Origin of the sequence: Streptomyces sp. NPDC087420 (genome assembly GCF_044744165.1) — a bacterium.
Taxonomy (GTDB): domain Bacteria; phylum Actinomycetota; class Actinomycetes; order Streptomycetales; family Streptomycetaceae; genus Streptomyces.
Window position 1 is genome coordinate 169,832 of the sequence record NZ_JBIUXU010000007.1, and the last position, 19,102, is coordinate 188,933.

Here is a 19,102-nt window from a genome sequence, read left to right on the forward strand (position 1 = left end):
CGTCCCACCGGACTTCGGTGAACGTTAGGATTCCGGCCATGACGGAACCGCGGTGGCTCGATGAGACCGAGGCCCGCGTGTGGCGGGCCTACCTCGACGTGCGGCGGGACCTGTCCGGGACGCTCTCCCGCCGGCTGACCCGGGACTCCGGGCTGACGGAGGCGGACTACGCACTGCTCGTCCCGCTCTCCGAGGCGCCGGACGGGCTGTTGCGGGCGCGGGAGTTGAGCGTGAAGGCCGACTGGGAGCGGAGCCGGCTGTCGCACCAGATCACCCGGATGGAGAAGCGGGGGCTGGTGGTCCGCGAGGAGTGTCCTACGGACGCGCGTGGCGCGATGGTCCGGCTGACCGCGTCGGGCCGGGCCGCCATCGAGGCGGCGGCGCCGGCCCATGTCGCGGCGGTGCGGACGTACTTCTTCGACGCGCTCTCGCGCGAGGAGATCGAGCTGCTGGACACCCTGTTGCGCCGGGTGCTGGACGGGCTGCCGCAGGACCGGGGCTGAGCGAACGGGGCGGCGGGGGCGCGGGCGGGCGTCCCGGGTCCTGACCCCCGGGGCGCCCGCCGCCTCCGTACACCCGCCGTACCGGACGGCATCCCGCCCTGCCGACAGGATCCCGCCGTACCCACAGGATCAGACCGCGGCGCCGGCCTTGAGCGTCCGCGCTATGCGCACCACACGCTCGGCCTGGACCCGCGCCGCCGTGCGCGTCTCGTCGCCCACCGGGTTGTTGCCCTGCGCGTCGATGTGCGAGGTGCCGTACGGGTTGCCGTCGGCGAACTTCGACGGGTCGGTGTAGCCCGGGGCCACGACGATGCCGCCGAAGTGGTGCACCGAGTTGTAGAGCGCGAGCAGCGTGGACTCCTGGCCGCCGTGGCGCGTGGCGGAGGAGACGAAGCCGCTGTAGACCTTGTCGGCGAGCTTGCCCTGGGCCCAGAGGCCGCCGAGCGTGTCGATGAACTGCTTGAGCTGCGAGGCGACATTGCCGAAGCGGGTCGGGCCGCCGAAGATCACGGCGTCCGCCCACTCGATGTCGTCCGGGGTCGCCACGGCGAGGTCAGCGGTGGCCGCGTGGTGGGCCGCCCACGCCGGATTGGAGTCGATGGCCGCCTGGGGAGCCAGCTCGGCGACGCGCCGCAGGCGCACCTCGGCGCCGGCCTTCTCGGCCGCTTCGGCCAGCGTCTTCGCGACCTCGGTGTTCGTACCGGTGGCGGAGTAGTAGACGACGGCGAGCTTGACGGGGTCGGTCATGGCGGAGCCCTTTTCTCTCGGTGACGCGTCGCGTCCGTGGCGCTTTTGTGATGCGTCAACATTGTCGGTGACGTATCAACATGTTGGTTTAATGCTCAACCACAAAGCAAGCGTCCACCCTGTGACGGCGGCCACACCCCTCCGGCCCCGACCGCCCGCCCATCCCCACTCCGGCCACTCATGCCACCGACGGCACACGCATCACCCCGCACGCAAGAGGGCGCCTCCGGTCGAATCCACGGGCCGCTTGGGGCCGTTCGGCGGGCCAGGAGGCCGCATACGATCAGATCCGGCCAAGATCACCGTGCGGGCATAACGGTGATACAGGTCACAACGGGCGCCCGAGTCCGGGCAGTTGATCTCACATTCGGCCGCCTCCCAGGAGGCCTGGCGGGTCCGCCGGACGCTACGCGCGTCACGTCCGGCGCGGCACGCGCCCGCGCGGCGGTCCGGCGCACGGCCGGATGACGTCACCGGACAACTGCGGTGCTCGGCGGGGGTACGTGCTGCGGGCACCCGGTTCGTTCCCGGCCACGACACGAATGCGCTCCCGCCCCGTCCGCCCCTCCCGTGTACGCCGCTCCCGGCCGCCGGGCCGTGATCTTTCCGGCCGCCGCCGCCCGCCCCGGGCCGTACCGCCCCCGCTCACCCGGCGGCGCGCCCCGGCGGTCCAGAAGTGGGCCTTGTCCAGAAAGGGAACTGGAGTCAACTATTCACTCCGTGCGATTGACAGGTTCACGGCCAAAACCGAATGGCGGTGGACAGTCGCACGCCAGCGGTCCGCTTACCCGACGGGCCGCGCGTTTCCCCCATCAATGGAGGATGTTGTGACCTTCAAGCGCCTTTCCCCCCTCGGCTCGATCTCCAGACGCGTCCGTGTTCTCGCGGTCGCCTCCGGTCTGGTGACCGTCGCCGCGCTTGCGGCCCCGACTGCCATCGCCCAGCCCGCCCCCGTCGCCTCCCAGGCGACCCAGCTCGCCGCCGCCGACGCCGGTGTCCGCAGCGCCGCCGTCGTCGGTTCCGCCTGGTACACCGACGCCGCCTCCGGCAAGGTCGTCGTCACCGTGGACAGCACGGTCTCCGCCGCCGAGATATCGGAGATCAAGGGCTCCGTCCCGGACGACTCCAAGCTCACGATCAAGAAGACCCCCGGCACGTTCACCCCCCTCATCGCCGGCGGCCAGGCCATCTACGCCGGGGGCAGCCGCTGCTCCCTCGGCTTCAACGTCCGTAGCGGCAGCACGTACTACGCGCTGACCGCCGGGCACTGCACCAACATCAGCGCCAACTGGTACACCAACTCGGCGAGCACCGCGGTGCTCGGCACCCGCACGGGAACCAGCTTCCCGGGCAACGACTACGGCATCATCCGCCACTCCAACGCCGCCAACGCCGACGGCCGCGTCTACCTCTACAACGGCTCGTACCAGGAGATCTCGTCCGCCGGTAACGCCACCGTCGGGCAGCGTGTGACCCGCAGCGGTTCCACCACCGGGGTCCACACCGGTACGGTCCAGGCCACCAACGCGACCGTCCAGTACTCGCAGGGCACGGTCTCCGGTCTGATCCAGACCAACGTCTGCGCCGAGCCGGGCGACAGCGGTGGCCCGCTCTTCGCCGGCACCGTGGCCCTGGGCCTGACCTCGGGCGGCAGCGGCAACTGCTCCTCCGGCGGCACCACGTTCTTCCAGCCGGTCACGGAGGCCCTGAGCGCCTACGGGGTCAGCATCTTCTAGTCGTCTACGGCGTCAGCGCCCGCTGGACGGAACGTCCCCGGTCGCCGGGCGGGCATCGCGCCCGGCCGGCGGCCGGGGACACGGCTGTTCGGGGGCACGGGGGGCTCAGCCCAGGGCCGCCGCCGCGGGCAGCGTGACCTCGAAGCGGCAGCCGCCCGTGACGTTGTGGACAGCGGTACGGCCCGCGTGGGCCTCCACGATGCCCCGGACGATCGCCAGCCCGAGCCCCGCGCCCGCCGGGGGCGTACGGGCCTGGGTGCCCCGCCAGCCGGTGTCGAAGACCCGGGGCAGGTCCTCCGCCGGGATCCCCCCGCAGCCGTCCGTGACGGACAGCACGACGGAGTCCGCGCGCCGTACCGCCGCCACCGCGACCGTGCCGTCGGCGGGGGTCCGGTGGATGGCGTTGACGAGCAGGTTGGCGAGGACGCGGGTCATCTCCTTGCCGTCCACCTCGACCGGTACGGCCTCGATGCTCCCGCCGACCAGGCGGACACCGTGCTCCCTGGCGAGCGGGTCCACGCCCGCCAGCGCCTCCCCCACCAGGTCGTAGACCGACATCCGGGTCGGTGCGAGGGCCAGCGCCCCCGCGTGGATACGGGACAGCTCGAAGAGATCGCCGACCATCGAGTTCAGCCGCTCGACCTCGGCCCTGATCTGCCGGAAGTAGCGGTCCGGGTCCTGGACCACCCCGTCCTCCAGCGCCTCCGACATCGCGCGCAGGCCCGCGAGCGGGGTCCGCAGGTCGTGCGAGATCCAGGCGACCAGCTCACGGCGGGAGGTCTCCAGGGCGCGCTCCCGCTCCCGGGAGGCGGCGAGCTTGGCGCTGGTCGCGGCCAGCTCCCTGCCCAGCTCGGACAGTTCGGCGGTGGAGTCCCCGTCCGGCGCGGCGAAGCTGCCCCCGTTCCCGAAGGAACGCGCGGCGAGCGCCAGGTCGTGGCTCCGTGCCACCACCCAGCGGCCCAGCAGCATCGCGGTGGCGAGCGAGACGACCGCGGCCATCGCCGCGACCGTGGTGACGACCGTCAGGTCGTGGGTCGACAGGAACATCGCCCAGGCGACCGCGAGCGTCCCCCCGAGCATCGCGACCACCGTGGCGGCGGCGACGACGGTCAGCGAGACGAGCACCGAGCGGTGGCGCAGCAGCCGCAGTACGACGGCGCCGAGCAGCCCGGCGGCGCCGGCGCCGAGGAACGCGTACAGGGCGATGAGGAGCATGTCCGACATGGTGCGCCTCAGCTGCCGTCGGACGGTACGGGGGCGGGCGTCGGGGACGTCACAGTGACGGACGACGTCACGGACGCGGGGAGCGCCGGGGCGGGAGGTGCCGGGGCGGGGGGTGCCTCCACCGGAGCCTCCACCGAGGCCACCGGCGCCTCCGCCGGTACGTCGAAGCGGTAGCCGACCCCCCAGACCGTACGGATCAGCCGCGGGGCCGCCGGATCGTCCTCGACCTTGCCGCGCAGCCGCCGTACGTGCACGGTGACCGTCGACAGATCGCCGAACTCCCACCCCCACACGTCGTGCATCAGCTGCTCCCGGGCGATGGCCTGCCCGGGGTGGCGCATGAGGTGGGCGAGCAGGTCGAACTCCCGGAGAGTCAGCGCGAGCACCCGGCCGTCCTTGGTCACCCGGCGGGCCGCCGGATCCAGGGTGATCCCGGCCACGGTCAGCTCGGGCCCGGCCGTGGCGCCCCGGTCGGCGCGGCCGCGCCGCAGGACGGACTCGACGCGCAGCACCAGCTCACGGGGGCTGAACGGCTTGGTGACGTAGTCGTCCGCGCCGATCTCCAGCCCGAGGATCCGGTCGTCCTCGTCACCGCGCGCGGTGAGCATGATCACCGGTACGGGTCCCGCCGCGCGCAGCCTGCGGCACACCTCCAGGCCGTCCATACCGGGCAGCATCAGGTCGAGCAGCACCAGCGAGGGCGGTTTCCCGGCGGCGAGCCGCAGCGCCTGCGGCCCGTCGGCGGCCCGGTCGACGGCGAAGCCCGCGCGCTCCAGATAGCCGGTGACGACCTCGGCGACGGTGGGATCGTCGTCGACGACCAGGATGGTGTGCATGACGGCAAGTCTCCTCGGACGGTGACCGGTGCACCGCCCCTCACCTCTTACGAAACCATGACGTCCGATTCCTTCAAGACCATGGGGCGGCGGGTGCCTACGGTGGGTGCATGACTCCTCGACTCGACGCGACCTCCCTGGTCGTCTCCGACATGGCGGCCTCGCTCGCCTTCTACCGCCTCCTCGGCCTGGACATCCCGGCCGGCGCGGACACCGCGCCCCACGTGGAGGTCCAGCTGCCGGGCGGTACGCGGGTCCTCTGGGACACGGAGGACACGGTCCGGTCCTTCGACCCGGGCTTCACGGCACCGAAGGGGGGTGGGCGGATCGGGCTCGCCTTCCTCTGTGCGAGTCCCGCCGAGGTGGACGCCACGTACGCGTCGCTGACCGCCGCCGGGCACCGGGGGCACCTCAAGCCGTGGGACGCGGTCTGGGGGCAGCGTTACGCGATCGTCCTCGACCCGGACGGCTGTGAGGTCTCGCTCTTCGCCAGCGCGGTGTAGGCGCCCAGGGTGAGACCCGCCAGCTCGCGGGTCTCACGCGCGAGATGCGCCTGGTCCGCGCACCCGGCGGCGGTGGCCGCCGCCGCGTACGGCATCCCCGCCCGTACGAAACCCAGCGCGCGCTGGAACCGGAGCACGCGGGCGAGGGTCTTGGGCCCGTACCCGAAGGCGTCCAGCGAGCGGCGGTGCAGCTGGCGGGCGCCGAGCCCGACGGCGTCGGCGGTCGCGGCCACGCCGCGGCCCGCCTCAAGCCCGGCGACCACGGCCCGCAGCAGCGGGTCGGGCGCGGGCGCGACGGCCGCGCGGCGCAGCGCGACCGCCTCCAGCGCGGCGGCCGGGTCCCGGGCGGCCGCGAGGCGCGCGGTGAGCCGCCGTACCTCCGCGGGGGACCACAGGTCGGCCAGCTCGACGCGCCGGTCGCGCAGCTCGTGGGCGGGCACCCCGAGCAGGGCGGGCGCGGTGCCGGGCGCGAACCGCATCCCGGCGCAGCCCGTTCCGGGAACGGTGGAGTGGTGGGCCCGGGTGTCGGGCCCGGCGACGAGCAGCCGGCCCCCGATCCACAGCAGGTCCATGCACCCGTCGGGGAGTACGGGGTACGGGGCGTCGGCCGGGGTGGTGTCGGCCGTGTCCCGCCCCGCCGTACCGCCCGCGCCTCTCGCGGACTTCACGGTCTGCGTGGTCTGCGTGGTCTGCGTGACCTGCGTGGCCTGCGTCGTCTTCGTCCAGACGACGGCGCCGTCCAGCCGCGAGGCCCTTTCGTCGTACATACCGATGAGGCTAAACCGTCTCCTGCCGGGCGGCGCTGATCCACAATGGTCGCTCCTACGCATTTCCTACCGCGGGGGCGACGATGACGGCACTGATGGAGTTCACCACCGACAGCGGGGCGCGGGTGATGGTCGAGGTCGACCGTGACGCGCCGGGCGCGAGGCCTGTCAGCCGTGGTAACTCCCTCGCGCAGGCGGGCCGTACGTTCGACGAGGCGCTGGCCGGGATCCGCGCGGCGGCCGAATCGGCCCTGGCGGTGTTCCGGGACGGGCCGCTCAAACCGGACTCCGTGGAGCTGGAGTTCGGTGTGAAGCTGATGGCGGAGGCCGGCGCGGTGATCGCCAAGAGCTCGGCCGAGGGCCATCTGACGGTGAAGCTGTCCTGGGCGCCGGGACCGGGCGGGGTGCCGGGACCGGACGGAGCGCCGGACGGCGGGGCCGTGCCGCCCGCCGTGGCCGGCCCGACCGCGCCCGGACCGCCCGGACCGGCCGGGCCCACCGGACCGACCGGGCCGTGAGGACCTCTCCCGCCTGGCACGCGCGGATCGACGTCGAGGGCGCGGTGGAGGGTTCCGGCTTCCTCGTCACCGAGGACACGGTCCTGACCTGTGCCCATGTGGTGGGCCGGTGGCCGCGCGCGGAGGTGGTCTTCCCCGGTGCGCGGGGGCTCGGCCCGGTGACGGCCGAGGTGGTCGCGCGCGGGGCGTGGGCGGGCGGTGACACGGACCCGGGCGATCTCGCGGTGCTCCGGCTCGACCGGCCGGTGGGGATCGCCCCCGCCGTCTTCGCCCGGCTCGGCGAGCCGTACGCCACGCCGCCGCCGAAGCTGGTCGCGTACGGCTTCCCCCACGGCTACGGGGAAGAGGGCGTGCAGACCGAACTACGCGCCACCTCGCACCTGTTGATCCAGGACGAGTGGGCGCAGCTGGAGTACTGGCGGGGGTACGGACAGCAGGCGGACCGGGGGTTCAGCGGGGCCGCCGTGATGATGGAGACGACCGGTGAGGTGGCCGGGATGGTCGTCGCGCAGGACGCGGTCACCCGCAACTGCCGGATGATTCCGGCGCGGGTGCTCGCCCGCCACTGGGCACCGCTGGCCGACCGGGTCCCGACCCGCGGCTACCGGCGGGAGGAGAAGCGGCGGCTGCGCGAACTGATCGAGCGGGCCCGCGTGGCACCCGGCACGCCGGGGGCGCTCTTGCGGAAGGTGTCCGGTACGCAGGACCTCGTCCTGCCGGCGGGGGAGCCTGGCACCTTGTGGGCGGCGGTCTGGTACCTGCTGACCGAGACGGACCCGCAGCCCGACTGGCTGCCCTTGGCGGACCTGGCCGTGCACCTGGTCTCGTATGTGGACGACGAGAAGCTGGGGAACGAGCTGCGCGCCTGGGCACAGGGCCACCGGCAGTCCCTCCGTACACCCGAGTTCTTCGAAATCGCCCCGCCCGTCGTACCGCCGCCCCACGTCGCCCCGGCTCCGGCTCCGGCCCCAGCGCCGGGCCCGGAACCGGCCCCCGGCCCGTCGCTCCGCTTCGCCCCGTCGCCCATCGAGCATCCCGAACCCGCGCCCGGGCCTGCGCCCGTCCCGAACCCCGCTGCCGCCCCCGCCCCTGAACCCGCCCCGCCCGCCCACCCCGGCACCCGCCACTGGTCGCCGATCCTGGTCGAGATCCGGCGCAGCGGCGCCGACAGGAACGCGCTGCTGGTCGAGGTGTCCGCGTACCGGCACGGCCACCGGCGGCTGGTCGGCGAGCAGCGGCTGGCCAAACGGGACCTGCGCGATTGGGTATTGGACCGGATCGACGACGCCTACGCCGAACTCGACACGGAGGGGGACGAGTTGATCGCGTTCGCCCTCCCCAGGGACTGGCTCAACCACCCCGTGGACCAGTGGTCGGCGCGCAAGGGCACCCGGACACCACTCGGTTGTGTGGCGCCGGTGGTGGTGATGGACCACGACCGCAGGACCAATCCCCGGCTCCAGTTCCGGCTGAAGAAGGTGTGGGACGTCCTGGACGGGCAGCGCGAGTCGCGGATCTACCCGATCGCCTGCGAGGGCGCCCCGGCGCCCGGCCTGCTCGCCGTCCAACTCCAGGACGTGGTGGGCCCGGTGGCGCTCACCAGGCCGCCGACGGCGCCGGACGACCGCGCGACCCACCGCGCCGTCCTGGACGCGCCGGCCCCGATCGTGCTGTGGCCGCGCACCGGCTGCCCGGGGGGCGGCGGGGAGGCGTGCGGGGACTCGTGCCGCGGCACGGTGTTCCTGAACTCCCTGGCCGAGCGGCTGTCGCTGCTCGCGCCGGGCGAACTGCCCGAGCACGTCTTCACCCTGCGCAAGCACGCCTTCGGCCACGAGGGGCCCGAGCCGCACTGGGCCGCCGGCCTGTCCTTCGTCTGGGACGATCCACGGTGGTTCCCCGACGTCCCGCGGCTGACCCGGTCGCCCGTCGACTGATCTGTCGCCCGTCGACTGACCTGGAGGTCCGACATGTCGTCCCTGTGGCCGGTGTACACCGGAACCGACGAACCGCACGACGGTGTCGGGCAGTTGCCCGCGCCGCCGCCCTGGCGTGCCTTCAACGGCGGCCCCGTGGTCGAACCGCCCGCGGACGACCCGTCCCCGTCACCCGACCGGGTGCACCGGGCCCAGGCGTACCGGGCGACCCCCGAGAGCGTGCAACTCGTCAACGCCGCGCTGTACTTGCGCCGGCCGCTGCTGGTGACGGGACCGCCGGGCAGCGGGAAGTCCAGCCTGGCGTACGCCGTGGCCCGCGAGTTGCGGCTCGGGCCGGTCCTGCGGTGGAACATCACCAGCAGGACGGCGCTCGGTGACGGGCTCTACCAGTACGACCCGCTCTCCCGGCTCTACGCCGCGGGCCAGGCCCCGGGGAACGGCACCATCGAGGACCATCTGCGGCTCGGCCCGCTGGGCACGGCCCTCCTCCCGTACGAACGCCCCCGCGTCCTGCTGATCGACGAGATCGACAAGAGCGACCTGGACCTCCCGAACGACCTCCTGAACGTGATGGAGGAGGGGCAGTACGAGATCCCCGAACTGGTCCGCGCCGCCAGGACCCGCTCCTCGGCCGAGGTGCTGATGGCGGACTCCGACCGGCTGGTACGGGTGGAGCGCGGCCGGGTGCGCTGCCGGGCGTTCCCCTTCACCGTCCTCACCAGCAACGGCGAACGGGACTTCCCGCCCGCGTTCCTGCGGCGATGTGTGACCCTGGAACTGAAGCAGCCCGCCGCCGAACACCTGGCCGCGATCGTCCGGGCGCACCTGGGCCCTCTCGACGGACAGGCCCACGACTTGGTACGAACGTTTCTGGCACGGGGCAGGAACGGCGAGCTGGCGACCGACCAACTGCTCAACGCGATCTACCTCACCAGGACTTCCGGACTGGCCGGCGAGTCCAGGACCGAGCTGGCGGACCATCTGATGCGCTATCTGAGCCGGACACCGGAACCCGATGAATTCTGATCTGGCCCGACTACGGGACGTGTTGACGGCGGCGGGCGGTGACCCGCCGACCGGCCGCGAGCTGGCCGAACTGATCTGGCTCGCGGCCCAGTCGCGCCCCGGGCCGCCGCCCGGCCGGGAGGCGTCACCCCGGCCGGCGGCCGGCGGGATCCCGGACCGGCCCCCGTTCATGCAGCTCCGGCAGGTCCCGCCGGTTCAGCCGGGCCGGCCGGAGCCGCCCGTCACGTACGGCTACCCGGGCGAGCCCGGCCGGTGGAGCCCGCAGTCTTCGGCGGGCCGGCGGACCCCGCCCGGGCAACACGCCGAGCCCGTCCGCCGACACCGGCCCGGCCGGCCCACCGGGGCGCCCCCGCCGGCCGAGCCGCCCCCACCCGCCGAACGAGCCGAACCCGCCGACCACGCCCCGGCCGCCGGCTCAGAAGCGCGGGAAGCGGAGACCGACCCCGCCTCGTACCGGTTGCGCCCGGCCCACCAGTCACCCGCCACGGGCGCGCCCCGCGCGGACGACGAGCCCGGCGGCGAGGCGGACTTCGACCCCCTGGGGGAACTGCCCGGCTGGTACAGCCGTTCCGAGGTCCCCGCCGGGGACGAGGCGCCCGCGATACTGGCCCCCACCCGCCCGATGATCTCCCGCCCGCTCGCCCTCCAGCGGGCGCTGCGCCCGCTGCGCGGCACCGCGCCCCCCGCCCGGCCCACGGAGTGGGACAAGGACGGCACCGCCCACCGCATGGCCGCGCTCGGGGCCGCGCGCGGCCGGTGGCTGCCCCGGCTCCGGCCGGGGCCGGAGCAGAGGCTCCATCTGCGGCTGGTGGTCGACTCGGGCCCCACGATGGCGATGTGGCAGCCGCTCGCCCGTGATCTGCACAAGGCCTTCGGCCAGTTGGGCGCGTTCCGTACGGTGGAGCTGGTGCGGCTCGACGCGGACGGGACCGTGCCGGTACGGAAGTGGCCGGCCGGGCGGACGGTCGCGCTGGTCATCAGCGACACGATGGGCCCGCAGTGGCGCGACGGGGCGGCCGGCCGGCGGTGGTACCGGACCCTGCGCGGCTGGGCCCGTACGCTCCCGGTGGCCGTCGTGCAGCCCCTGCCGGAACGGATGTGGCAGGACACCCCGCTCGCCCCCGTCCCCGGCCTGTTCACCGCCCCCGGTCCCGGCGCGCCCAACGCCTCGCTGCACTTCGCGCCGTACGACGGCCTGGCCCGGGGCATTCCGGTGCCGGTCCTCGAACCGAACGCCGAGTGGTTCGGCAACTGGGCCGGCCTGCTGGCCTCGCCCGGCGGGACGGTGTTCCCCGGGTCCGCCGCGCAGCTGACGGCGGGCCCGCCGCTCGCCGCCCAGGACGGTGAGGACGGACTCGCCCCCCGGGACACCCCGGCCGAGGAGCTGGTCCGGCGTTTCCGTTCCGCGGCCTCCCAGCAGGCGGTCCGGCTGGCGGCGCACCTGGCGGTGGGGCTCGCGTATCTGCCGGTGATGCGGATCGTGCAGACGGCGGTGGAGAAGCAGCCGCGCGCGCAGCACCTGGCGGAGGTGGTGCTGAGCGGTCTGCTCACGGTCGCGCCGGGACCGGCGGGGTCGTACGAATTCCGTCCCGGGGTACGGGAGTTGCTGCTGGCCACCCTGCCGTCCCACGAGCTGGGCCGGACGACCGCGCTGCTGCACCGGGTGGCGGCCGAGATCTCGCTGCTCGGCGGCTCGGTGCCGGGCGAGTTCCGCAGGCTGCTGGACGGCGCGCGCGGGGACGGGCGGGAGGCGGGCGCGCCCGTCACGCTGGTGAGCCAGGAGAGTCTCCCCGTCACACGGGACCGCCACGGGTCCGGGCCGGCGCCGTCCTTCCCCGCGCCGCCGTCGGCGGGGCCGTACCGGCTGCTCGACCGCATCGGCCCGGACCCCGGCTCGCGCGCCCACGGGCGGTGGCGTGCGCGGGACGAGGCGGGCCGCGAGGTGGTCGTACGGTACGCGGGCCCCGTACCGTCCGGCGCCAAGGCCGCGGCGCGGCGGGAGGCGAAGGCGGTCCGGGCGCTGCGCCATCCCGGCATCGTCACGATCCACGACTTCGGGTGGGACGACGGCGTTCTCTACTTCGTCGAGGAGCCGGTGGCGGGCGAGCCGGTGGCGAGGCCGGGGCGGACGGATGCGGGCCGGTCCTCCGCGAACTCCCCCACGGTGTCGGCCTTCCGGACCGCCTCCACCTCCGTGCCGGATCTGGTGAGCGTCGGCCGACAGGTGCTCGACGCGCTCCTGCACGCCCATCAGCACGGGGTGACCCACCGTCACCTGACGGGGAAAGAGATCGTGCGGCTGCCGGACGGCCGGGTGAAGGTGGGCGGCTTCGGCCGGCCGGCCGGGGCGGGGCACGGCCCGGATCCGGCGGGACAGGCGGAGGCGGTGGCCGACGCCGCCGCCGCGGCGGAGGATCTCCACGGCCTCGGCCGGGTGCTGTTCGAACTCGCCACCGGCAGGGTCCCCTTCGCCCCGCGACGGCTCCACGCGCCGGGCCCCGGCGACGAACAGTTCGTCCCGCCGCGGCAGTTGCGGCCGGATCTGCCGCCGCGTCTGGAGACCGTGATCATGGACCTGCTGGCCCCGGACGCCGACCGCCGCGCGCGGGGCGCCGCGAAGCTGCTGGTGGAGCCCGTACTGCCCCTGGACGCCTGGCAGTACAGCGTCCTCGGGCCGCTGCGCGCGGTGCGCGGGCGGCAGGACGGTACGCCGGCCGGCCACGCGGAACGGTGTCTGCTCGCCCAACTCCTGCTGTCCTACGGTGACAGCGTGTCCACGGGCGAGCTGGCCCGGGGCCTCGATGGCGCCGCGCGGGACGGGACCCCGGAGGAGGCGGTGGCCCGGGCCGCCGCCGCGCTGCGTCTCCAGGGGCATCCTGTCGAGGACACCGGTACGGGCTACCGGCTGCGCCTCGACACCCACGAGCTGGACGTCCGTACGGCACGGCAGCGAGCCGCCGAGGCGGCGCGGGCCACGGAGTCCGGCGACCACGCGACCGCCGCCGCGCTGTACGACTCGGCCCTCGCCCTCTGGTCCGCCACCCCGCTGACCGGGGTCGACGGCCTGTGGGCGGACGGCCGGCGGGGCGCGCTGCGGGAGTGGCGGCGCTCCCTGGAGAACGGACGCGCGGTCGCACGGATGCGGGACCGGCCGGAGGGCCGGGGACCCTGGACACCGGCGGCGGGCAGCGCAGGGCCGGTCCACACGGGGCAGGGCGACATGCGCCTCCCGGTCTACGCCGCGTCCCCGGCGCCGGCGCCGGCGCCGATCCGGCGCCCGCCACCGGCGTACGGCGTGGGCGGGCGCCTCGCGCCCCGGTCCGGCCCCCACTACATCCACGTCATCGTGCACGGCGGTACGGTCCCCGGCCGCCGGGGCCTGCCCGCGTACCTCCCCGGGGTGCGCAGGGCGCTGCGGCGCACCGTGGGCAGAGCCGCGCGGCCGGACACGGACGGGACGATCCGGGTGACGGCCGGACGGAAACTCACCGCGGCCAGGGTGGTGGAACGGCTCGGCAGCCGCTTCGCCCCGCGTCCCACGGGGCCCGGCGGCCCGCTCGTCGTCCTCGTCGTCCACGCGGGCACGGCCCGCGACGAGACGCGGGCCGTGGCACGGATGCTGGCGCCGAGGGGAGCCGCGGAGAGCGGGGCCGGCGCCGTGGTCATCGGCCTGTCGGGCCCGCTGTACAGCCTGGCCGGAAGCCCGCCGGGCTACCGCCGGGCGGAAGCGACGGAGTACGGCGCCGACATCACCGTCTGGTACCGCACGGTCGGCCCACCGCCCCGGAACCCGAGGTCCCCCCGCGCCTGGCTCCGCCGCCTGCTGGGCCGCTGACCGGGCGGGCCCGCGCCCACGAACCGGCACAGGGCCGGCCCCGGACGCGTCCGCAGACCACGGATCCCGGACCGTCACCCGCCCGCCCGACCCGGGCCACCGCGCCCAGGGCCATCGGCCCCAGGCCCACAGCCCCCGCCCCGGGGCGCCCGCGCCGGCCCACCGGGAACCTCAGGGCCGCTGGTCCTTCTCCCTGCTCTCCCTCAGCTCCTTGTTCTCGCGGCTCTCCCGCCCCGAGTGCAGCCGCGACCGCAGGTCGTCCGGGGGCAGGAAGCGCGACCAGCGTTCGGGAAACTCCGACGGCATGCCCAGGTCGCCGCCGTCGTCCGCCTCGTCGTCGGAGTCGTCCAGGTCGTCGAAGTCGCCCCGGGCCCTGCGGAGTTCCGTCTCGGCCGCCGCGCGGGCCAGCAGTTCCGCCGCGTGGGCCGTGCGCAGGCGTTCGTTGGCCGCGCGGGCCGCCGCCGTGGCCAGCGAGGGCCAGACGCGGTCGATCGCCGCGTTGACGGCCGCGCCGACCAGGACCGCGAACGCCGAGATGCCGATCCAGAGGAGCACGGCGATGGGCGCCGCGAGGGAGCCGTAGATCGTCGGGCCCTCGACCGTACTGGTCAGGTAGATGCGGAGCAGGAAGCTCCCCAGGACCCACATGCCGAGCGCGACCAGCGCGCCCGGGACGTCTTCGATCCAGCGGGACCTGGCCGGCACGGAGACGTGGTAGAGCGTGGTCAGGAAGGCGATCGAGAGGAGGCTCACCACCGGCCAGTAGAGGACGGAGACCACTTCCGTGCCCCACGGGATGAGCTCCACCACCCGGTCGGGGCCGACCACCGCGAGCGGCAGCACCACCGCGCCGATCAGCAGCGCCACGAGGTAGAGCAGGAAGGCGAGGAGCCGGGTCGCGACGATGCCGCGCCGCCCGTCCAGGCCGTACATCACGGTGATCGTGTCCACGAAGACGTTCACCGCCCGCGAGCCCGACCAGAGCGCGATCGCGAAGCCCAGCGAGATGACGTCGGGCCGCCCCCCGTGGGTGACGCTCGCCAGCAGCGGCTTGGCGATCTGGTTGACGCCTCGGTCGGAGAGGACCGTGCCGACGGCCGAGAGGATGTTCTTCTCGATCGAGGCGACCGTGGTGGTGCTGGTCCAGTCGTCCACGTAACCGAGCAGCCCGATCAGCCCGAGCAGCAGCGGCGGCAGCGACAACAGGGTGAAGAACGCCGCCTCGGCCGCGAGTCCGAGGATGCGGTACTCGATGCACGAATTGACGGTGTCCTTCAGCAGCAGCCAGGCCATCCTCCGCATGGAGACGTTGCGATAGAGGACTCTGGCCCGGTGAAGTCGGCCCGACGGCCGCTCGGGTGTTTCATTTGCTGCCTGCACGTCCTTACCGTAGCGGCATGGCAGCCACCACCCACACAGTGACCAACCAGGTTCCGCCCCTGGTGGGGTACGACGTCTTCAGCGCCGACCGGGCCCTCACCGAGGGGGTGGAACGGCACGTCACCGCCGGCCTCCTCGACGAGACCCGCGCGGAACTGACCGCGCTCGGCCGCTCCGCCGGGTCCGCGGAGGTGCAGCTCCTGGGCACACTGGCCAACGAGAACCCGCCCCGCCTCCGTACGCACGACCGGTACGGCAACCGTGTCGACGAGGTCGACTTCCACCCGGCCTGGCACCAGTTGCTCGGACAGGCCGTCACGGCCGGGCTGACCGACGCCTGGGGCCGCCCGGCGGGCCATGTGCGGCGCTCGGCCGGGCTCCTCGTGTGGGGGCAGGTGGAGGCCGGGAACACCTGCCCGCTCTCGATGACCCACGCGGCGGTCCCGGCGCTGCGGGTCGAGCCGGCGCTCGCCGCCGACTGGGAGCCGCGGCTCACCTCCCGGGTGTACGACCCCGGACTGCGGCCCGCCGGGGAGAAGTCCGGGGTGCTCTTCGGGATGGGCATGACGGAGAAGCAGGGCGGCAGTGACGTCCGTACCAACACCACCGGCGCGCGGCGGGTGGACACCGAGACGGGCGCGGGCGACGAGTACCTGCTCACCGGGCACAAGTGGTTCTGTTCCGCGCCGATGTGCGACGGATTCCTCGTCCTGGCGCAGGCGCCGGGCGGGCTGACCTGTTTCCTCGTCCCGCGTGTGCTGCCGGACGGTACACGCAACGTCTTCCGGATCCAGCGCCTCAAGGACAAGCTGGGCAACCGCTCCAACGCGTCGAGCGAGGTCGAGTTCGACGAGACCTGGGGGCGCCGGGTCGGCGAGGAGGGGCACGGGGTGCGCACCATCATCGAGATGGTGGCGGCGACCCGGCTGGACTGTGTGGTCGGTTCGGCCGCGCTGACGCGGCAGGCGGTGGCGCAGGCGGTCCATCACGCCACGTACCGCAGGGCGTTCGGCGCCGAGCTGATCGACAAGCCGCTGATGGTCAACGTCCTGGCCGACCTGGCCCTGGAGTCGGAGGCGGCGACCACGCTCGCGCTGCGGCTGGCGGCGGCGTACGACGCGGTCCAGAGCGGTCCCGAGGACGGGCGTGACCGGGAGCGGGCGTTCCTGCGGCTCGCGGTGCCCGTCGCCAAGTACTGGGTGACCAAGCGGTGCACACCGGCCGTGGCGGAGGCCCTGGAGTGCCTGGGCGGCAACGGGTACGTGGAGGAGTCCGGGATGCCCCGGCTGCTGCGTGAGGCGCCGCTGAACTCGATCTGGGAGGGCTCGGGGAACGTCCAGGCACTGGACGTGCTGCGGGCGCTCCAGCGGGAGCCGGGCGCGCTGAACGCCTTCCTCCAGGAGGTGGGCCTGGCGCGCGGCGCCGACCACCGGCTGGACCGGGCGATCAAGGACCTGCTCACCGAACTGGCCGACCTGACCGGGATCGAGGCGCGGGCGCGGCGGCTGGTGGAGCGGATGGCGCTGGTGCTCCAGGGCTCGCTGCTGGTGCGCTGGGCACCGCCCGAGGTGGCGGACGCGTTCTGCGCCTCACGGCTCGGCGGGGACTGGGGTACGGCCTTCGGCACCCTGCCGCACACGCTGGACCTGGCGTCGGTCGTGGACCGGGCGCGGCCGGAGGCGTGAGGCGGTCACCGCGGGGGGAGGTCATCAGAGGTGGTGCTGCGCCGACACGGCACCACCTCTGATTCCCTGTCACTCTCGGGCACCCGCACCCGAGATGCCAGAGTTGCAACCGGTTGCAGCAGAATCCGGAACTGCCCCTCCGGGCCTTGGCCGGAACGGCACGATGGGCTGATGAAGGACATACCGCTCGACCTGGCCCGGCTCAGCACCGTGGACGGCGTGCAGGCCAACCGGCTCCTCCATCGGGTCAGGGAGGCGGCCCTCGCCGGTGAGCGCCCCCCGGTCGCGCCGCGCCCGGTGATCGACGCGTCGTGGCGGCGGATGTCCCGGATGGGGCTCGATCCCGACAGGACCACGCGCCCGGTGCTGCTGGAGCGGGACGAGCTGGAGCACCGGCGGCGTACGTCCGTGCTCGGCGAGGCCCTGCGGACCCTCGTGGACTCGCTGACCGATGTGGCGGACGCGTCCCTCCAGATCACGGTCGTCACGGACGACGAGGGGCGGGTGCTGTGGCGGGACGGCAGTCCGTCCGTGCTGCGGCGGGCGGGCGGGATCTGGCTCGAAGAGGGGGCGACCTGGACCGAGGGGGCCACGGGCACCAACGCGATCGGTACGGCGCTGGCGGTCCGGCGGCCGGTACGGGTCCACTCGGCGGAGCACTTCGTCAGGACGCTGGACTCGTGGACCTGCGCCGCCGCGCCGGTGCACGACCCCCGCGACGGGCGGCTGCTGGGGGTGGTCGACGTGAGCGGCCCGGCGGCCGGGTTCCATCCGACGACGCTGGCGCTGGTCAGATCGGTGGCCCGGCTCGCGGAGAGCGACATGCGGGAGCGGCACCGGGGGAACGTGGAGCGGCTGCGTTCGGTGGCGGCGCCGATCCTGTGCCGGATCGGCGGGCGCGCGCTGGCGGTCGACAGCTACGGCTGGACGGCGGCGGTCACGGGGATGCCGCCCGTGGACCGGCTCCCGCTGCCCAAGTCGTTCGGCGCGGGCCGGGTCTGGCACCCCACGCTGGGCCTGTGCGCGGTCGAGCCGCTGCCGGGCGGCTGGCTGATCCAGGTGGCGGACGATCCCGACCCGGCCTCGGCGGGGGCGGTGAGCCGGGTCGTCCTGGACCTGAGCCGGCCCCGGCGCTGGTCGGTGGCGGTGTCGGGGGCGGCGGGCAGCTGGGTGCAGGAGCTGACCCCGCGCCACGCGGAGCTGCTGTACGTGCTGGCCGTGCACCGGGACGGGCGCAGCGCGGCGGAGCTGGCGGCGGACGTGTTCGGGGACGCGACGCGCACGGTGACCGTACGGGCGGAGATGTCCCGGGTGCGGCGGCACCTGTCGGGGGTGCTGGCGCACCGGCCGTACCGCTTCAGCGAGGAGGTCGAGGTGGAGGTGGTCACGCCGGAGGATCCGGACGAGCTGCTGCCGCACTCGACGGCCCCGGCGGTGCTGAGCACCCGGAGCCTGCCGTGTCCGTGAGGGGCGGCGTCCGGGGCGGCCTTCCCCTGCGTGAGGGGCGGCCTTCCCCTGAGGTGACCGGCCCTGGTGTGACCGTACGGCCCCCCGCGTGATTTTCTGGCGGGCATGACCCTCACCGTGACCACGTGGTCCCTGGAGCAGACCTCGCCGTCCGATCTGCGCCCCGCCGCCCCGCCGCCGGGCGACGTGCGGATCGTACGGGCCGAGGTGCCCTCCCCCGAGTTCAGCCGGTTCCTGTACACGGCCGTCGGCGGGGACGTCCGCTGGACGGACCGGCTGTCGCACACGTACGCGCGGTGGCGGGAGTACCTGGACCGGCCCGGCGTGGAGACCTGGGTCGCGTACGAGAAGGGCACCCCGGCCGGCTTCCTGGAGCTGGCGGCGCAGGACGGCGGCGCGGTGGAGATCGTGTACTTCGGGCTGATCCCGGCCTTCCGGGGCCGCCGGATCGGCGGCCACCTGCTGTCGTACGGCACCGCCAGGGCGTGGGAGCTGGCGGAGCGCCACCCCGGGCTCAAGCCGACCGAGCGGGTGTGGCTGCACACGTGCACCAAGGACGGCGAGCACGCGATGGCCAACTACCAGCGGCGCGGCTTCACCCTCTTCGACACGAAGACCTCGGAGGAGGAGGAGACGGCGACGCCGGGACCCTGGCCCGGCGCGCTGGCGTGACCACCCGTATCGCCTCACCTCGCATCGCCCCGCCGCCTGCCGTCTCATATAGCGGGACACTGTCGTCCACATAGTGGATAGTGGTGGACTGCCCCGAGATCCGCGTGACACGCTTCCGTCATGTCGAGAGCTGGAATTGCCTTGGTAGGTCGGCGACACGTCGACCTCGGCCGCATGTCCAGCGCCATCTGTCCGACAAACTGAGATCTCGCGCGCCGCCGCGACTCCGCACCGCCCGCCCCTGACCTCTGCACCTGCCGCGCACCGCC

Annotated in this window: 16 protein-coding genes; 11 read left to right on the forward strand and 5 right to left on the reverse strand. The window is 74.2% G+C overall.

Annotated elements, in window-relative coordinates; translation table 11 throughout:
* The first annotated feature begins 38 nt into the window (after positions 1-38).
* The gene (locus tag ACIO1C_RS16125; RefSeq protein ID WP_401863509.1) at positions 39-503 is read left to right on the forward strand and encodes a MarR family winged helix-turn-helix transcriptional regulator; all 465 of its coding nucleotides are present in this window, start codon (positions 39-41) and stop codon (positions 501-503) included.
* Between the two features lie 129 nt (positions 504-632).
* On the opposite strand, the gene wrbA is transcribed toward ACIO1C_RS16125, so the two are convergent.
* Positions 633-1,250, reverse strand: a complete 618-nt coding sequence (wrbA, locus tag ACIO1C_RS16130; RefSeq protein ID WP_401863512.1) for an NAD(P)H:quinone oxidoreductase — start codon at positions 1,248-1,250, stop codon at positions 633-635.
* 827 nt (positions 1,251-2,077) lie between these two features.
* On the opposite strand from wrbA, the gene ACIO1C_RS16135 reads away from it, so the two are divergent.
* Complete coding sequence (locus tag ACIO1C_RS16135) at positions 2,078-2,986, forward strand: S1 family peptidase (RefSeq protein ID WP_401863514.1); 909 nt, start codon at positions 2,078-2,080, stop codon at positions 2,984-2,986.
* A 105-nt stretch (positions 2,987-3,091) separates the two neighbouring features.
* On the opposite strand, the gene ACIO1C_RS16140 is transcribed toward ACIO1C_RS16135, so the two are convergent.
* Together ACIO1C_RS16140 and ACIO1C_RS16145 are read right to left on the reverse strand one after the other, a co-directional pair.
* Positions 3,092-4,210, reverse strand: coding sequence for a sensor histidine kinase (locus ACIO1C_RS16140; RefSeq protein ID WP_401863517.1), 1,119 nt, complete (start codon positions 4,208-4,210; stop codon positions 3,092-3,094).
* A gap of 8 nt (positions 4,211-4,218) precedes the next feature.
* Complete coding sequence (locus ACIO1C_RS16145) at positions 4,219-5,046, reverse strand: response regulator transcription factor (protein ID WP_401863520.1); 828 nt, start codon at positions 5,044-5,046, stop codon at positions 4,219-4,221.
* Between the two features lie 110 nt (positions 5,047-5,156).
* Between ACIO1C_RS16145 and ACIO1C_RS16150 the strand changes: the two genes are divergently transcribed.
* The gene (locus ACIO1C_RS16150; RefSeq protein ID WP_401863522.1) at positions 5,157-5,549 is read left to right on the forward strand and encodes a VOC family protein; all 393 of its coding nucleotides are present in this window, start codon (positions 5,157-5,159) and stop codon (positions 5,547-5,549) included.
* Here ACIO1C_RS16150 and ACIO1C_RS16155 read toward each other — a convergent pair.
* Positions 5,489-6,316 carry a DUF6597 domain-containing transcriptional factor gene (locus tag ACIO1C_RS16155; RefSeq protein WP_401863525.1) on the reverse strand — a complete coding sequence of 276 codons (828 nt, stop codon included), beginning with the start codon at positions 6,314-6,316 and terminating at the stop codon, positions 5,489-5,491. The genes ACIO1C_RS16150 and ACIO1C_RS16155 overlap by 61 nt on opposite strands.
* Positions 6,317-6,399: 83 nt before the next feature.
* Here ACIO1C_RS16155 and ACIO1C_RS16160 point away from each other — a divergent pair, with 83 nt between their 5' ends.
* From ACIO1C_RS16160 to ACIO1C_RS16175, 4 genes are read left to right on the forward strand one after another with little or no spacing between them, the layout of a single operon-like run.
* Complete coding sequence (locus tag ACIO1C_RS16160; RefSeq protein ID WP_401863528.1) at positions 6,400-6,834, forward strand: CU044_2847 family protein; 435 nt, start codon at positions 6,400-6,402, stop codon at positions 6,832-6,834.
* Entirely contained in the window at positions 6,831-8,768 is a 1,938-nt protein-coding gene (locus tag ACIO1C_RS16165) for a trypsin-like peptidase domain-containing protein (RefSeq protein WP_401863531.1), read from the forward strand. Before ACIO1C_RS16160 ends, ACIO1C_RS16165 begins: the two co-directional genes overlap by 4 nt.
* A 33-nt stretch (positions 8,769-8,801) precedes the next feature.
* Complete coding sequence (locus tag ACIO1C_RS16170; RefSeq protein ID WP_401863534.1) at positions 8,802-9,794, forward strand: AAA family ATPase; 993 nt, start codon at positions 8,802-8,804, stop codon at positions 9,792-9,794.
* Positions 9,784-13,629 carry an SAV_2336 N-terminal domain-related protein gene (locus ACIO1C_RS16175; protein ID WP_401863536.1) on the forward strand — a complete coding sequence of 1,282 codons (3,846 nt, stop codon included), beginning with the start codon at positions 9,784-9,786 and terminating at the stop codon, positions 13,627-13,629. The genes ACIO1C_RS16170 and ACIO1C_RS16175 overlap by 11 nt, the downstream gene beginning before the upstream one ends.
* Positions 13,630-13,800: 171 nt before the next feature.
* Here ACIO1C_RS16175 and ACIO1C_RS16180 read toward each other — a convergent pair whose 3' ends face one another.
* Positions 13,801-15,009 carry a YihY/virulence factor BrkB family protein gene (locus tag ACIO1C_RS16180; RefSeq protein ID WP_401863538.1) on the reverse strand — a complete coding sequence of 403 codons (1,209 nt, stop codon included), beginning with the start codon at positions 15,007-15,009 and terminating at the stop codon, positions 13,801-13,803.
* 17 nt (positions 15,010-15,026) lie between these two features.
* On the opposite strand from ACIO1C_RS16180, the gene ACIO1C_RS16185 reads away from it, so the two are divergent.
* From ACIO1C_RS16185 to ACIO1C_RS16200, 4 genes are all read left to right on the forward strand, one after another.
* Positions 15,027-16,694, forward strand: coding sequence for an acyl-CoA dehydrogenase family protein (locus tag ACIO1C_RS16185; protein ID WP_401863540.1), 1,668 nt, complete (start codon positions 15,027-15,029; stop codon positions 16,692-16,694).
* 171 nt (positions 16,695-16,865) lie between these two features.
* Positions 16,866-18,161: a GAF domain-containing protein gene (locus ACIO1C_RS16190; protein WP_401863542.1), complete on the forward strand. Its 1,296-nt coding sequence runs from the start codon at positions 16,866-16,868 to the stop codon at positions 18,159-18,161.
* A 105-nt stretch (positions 18,162-18,266) separates the two neighbouring features.
* The gene (locus ACIO1C_RS16195; protein ID WP_401863545.1) at positions 18,267-18,833 is read left to right on the forward strand and encodes a GNAT family N-acetyltransferase; all 567 of its coding nucleotides are present in this window, start codon (positions 18,267-18,269) and stop codon (positions 18,831-18,833) included.
* A 120-nt stretch (positions 18,834-18,953) separates the two neighbouring features.
* On the forward strand, positions 18,954-19,037 hold the full coding sequence (locus ACIO1C_RS16200; protein ID WP_356425652.1) for a putative leader peptide: 84 nt from the start codon (positions 18,954-18,956) through the stop codon (positions 19,035-19,037).
* Positions 19,038-19,102 lie beyond the last annotated feature (65 nt).

Bases quoted from the DNA above. Each gene is read 5' to 3' on its own strand.
- ACIO1C_RS16125 (WP_401863509.1), top strand. From the start codon at position 39: ATGACGGAACCGCGGTGGCTCGATGAGACCGAGGCCCGCGTGTGGCGG.
- wrbA (WP_401863512.1), bottom strand. From the start codon at position 1,250: ATGACCGACCCCGTCAAGCTCGCCGTCGTCTACTACTCCGCCACCGGT.
- ACIO1C_RS16140 (WP_401863517.1), bottom strand. From the start codon at position 4,210: ATGTCGGACATGCTCCTCATCGCCCTGTACGCGTTCCTCGGCGCCGGC.
- ACIO1C_RS16145 (WP_401863520.1), bottom strand. From the start codon at position 5,046: ATGCACACCATCCTGGTCGTCGACGACGATCCCACCGTCGCCGAGGTC.
- ACIO1C_RS16150 (WP_401863522.1), top strand. From the start codon at position 5,157: ATGACTCCTCGACTCGACGCGACCTCCCTGGTCGTCTCCGACATGGCG.
- ACIO1C_RS16155 (WP_401863525.1), bottom strand. From the start codon at position 6,316: ATGTACGACGAAAGGGCCTCGCGGCTGGACGGCGCCGTCGTCTGGACG.
- ACIO1C_RS16160 (WP_401863528.1), top strand. From the start codon at position 6,400: ATGACGGCACTGATGGAGTTCACCACCGACAGCGGGGCGCGGGTGATG.
- ACIO1C_RS16170 (WP_401863534.1), top strand. From the start codon at position 8,802: ATGTCGTCCCTGTGGCCGGTGTACACCGGAACCGACGAACCGCACGAC.
- ACIO1C_RS16175 (WP_401863536.1), top strand. From the start codon at position 9,784: ATGAATTCTGATCTGGCCCGACTACGGGACGTGTTGACGGCGGCGGGC.
- ACIO1C_RS16185 (WP_401863540.1), top strand. From the start codon at position 15,027: ATGGCAGCCACCACCCACACAGTGACCAACCAGGTTCCGCCCCTGGTG.
- ACIO1C_RS16190 (WP_401863542.1), top strand. From the start codon at position 16,866: ATGAAGGACATACCGCTCGACCTGGCCCGGCTCAGCACCGTGGACGGC.
- ACIO1C_RS16195 (WP_401863545.1), top strand. From the start codon at position 18,267: ATGACCCTCACCGTGACCACGTGGTCCCTGGAGCAGACCTCGCCGTCC.
- ACIO1C_RS16200 (WP_356425652.1), top strand. From the start codon at position 18,954: ATGTCGAGAGCTGGAATTGCCTTGGTAGGTCGGCGACACGTCGACCTC.